Source organism: Okeania sp. SIO2C9, assembly GCF_010672455.1.
In the GTDB taxonomy this organism is placed as follows: Bacteria; Cyanobacteriota; Cyanobacteriia; order Cyanobacteriales; family Microcoleaceae; genus Okeania.
Genome location: NZ_JAAHGO010000274.1, coordinates 1 through 1,157, shown reverse-complemented (window position 1 = coordinate 1,157; position 1,157 = coordinate 1). Strand labels below are relative to the sequence as shown.

Below are 1,157 nucleotides of genomic sequence, written 5' to 3'. Positions count from 1 at the left end.
TTGACGAGCTAGAAACTGGGGTTGTCGTTCTCGTTTAGCCCTTTGTAACTCCCATGTTAATAACCTGCTTAGTAGTTGAGCGGCAAGGGTGCGGTCTTCTTCTCCTTGTTGATCCGCATCTTGTTCTGTGATTGTAGCAAGGCGTTTACCATTGACATAAATAACTGGCAAGCGATTTTCTTCTTTAATCTCTACCTCTAGTTCTAGATCTTCTTGTTGGAAATATTACCTGCTAATATTATTCAAATTCTGTTGAATTTCTTGCTTGCGCCCTGGTAATAAGGACTTCTGGGCTGCAATCTGGAAAATACAGCGACCATTCAACCATATACAGCCAGAAACTATTTTATCTTCTGAATTAGAATTAAGTAGGCTCTGTGTTTGCTGGTTTAAATCTAGCAGTAATGGTAACTGAGCCTCAACGGGAGAGAGCAAGCAACCTGTCAGCAAAATAGAGGTTGCTGGCAGCGAAGCTATTGCCTTCCACCGATGTGACCAAGTTTGAAAAGACATTTGTTTTCCCTCCTAGAGTATTCTGTTAAGCAGATCTAAATATAGTGTCGGTGGCAAATTAAGCATTTGATAAGTATGCTAATCATGCCCACCAAGGCTATTGACAAGAAGTTACAGAAGTTGAGAACTCAGGAGTTCAACAATACAACCAGAAGAAATGAGTATCCATGCCGAAGGCTTCTACAGAAGATATCGAACGACTAGTTCATGACTTGGGTGCAGATGCTGAACCTAGTCTGAACTATCTATTTTTGACAGTCAGTGCCTGCGCCATTGCCACTATGGGTTTGTTGAGCAATAGTACGGCAGTCATTATTGGAGCGATGATTATTGCACCTTTAATGATGCCGTTGCGGGGACTAGCCTTAGCTGCTCTAGAGGGCAACTTTCAGATGGTTAGTAAAAGTCTGACAACAGTAGGGATAGGAACTTTAGTAGCGGTTGTCATGGCTTGGATGGTTGGGCGCATTGTTGGCTTGCCAGCTTCAGAATTTGGTCAGGAAATCCTCTCTCGCACCCAACCAAATCTAGCAGACTTAGGCGTAGCAATTGCTGCCGGGGCAGTTAGCGGCTTTGCCAAGATTCGCCCTCAAATCAGTGATGCCCTAGCCGGAACAGCTATTTCTGTTGCCCTCATGCCACCG

The 1,157-nt window shown here is 44.1% G+C and carries 2 protein-coding genes; one reads left to right on the top strand and one right to left on the bottom strand.

Going from position 1 to position 1,157, the window contains the following annotated elements; all coding sequences use genetic code 11:
- Positions 1-225 precede the first annotated feature (225 nt).
- Positions 226-513, bottom strand: coding sequence for a hypothetical protein (locus tag F6K23_RS40975; RefSeq protein WP_293167008.1), 288 nt, complete (start codon positions 511-513; stop codon positions 226-228).
- A gap of 167 nt (positions 514-680) precedes the next feature.
- Here F6K23_RS40975 and F6K23_RS40970 point away from each other — a divergent pair.
- On the top strand, positions 681-1,157 hold a 477-nt coding region (locus F6K23_RS40970), incomplete at its 3' end, for a DUF389 domain-containing protein (protein ID WP_293167006.1).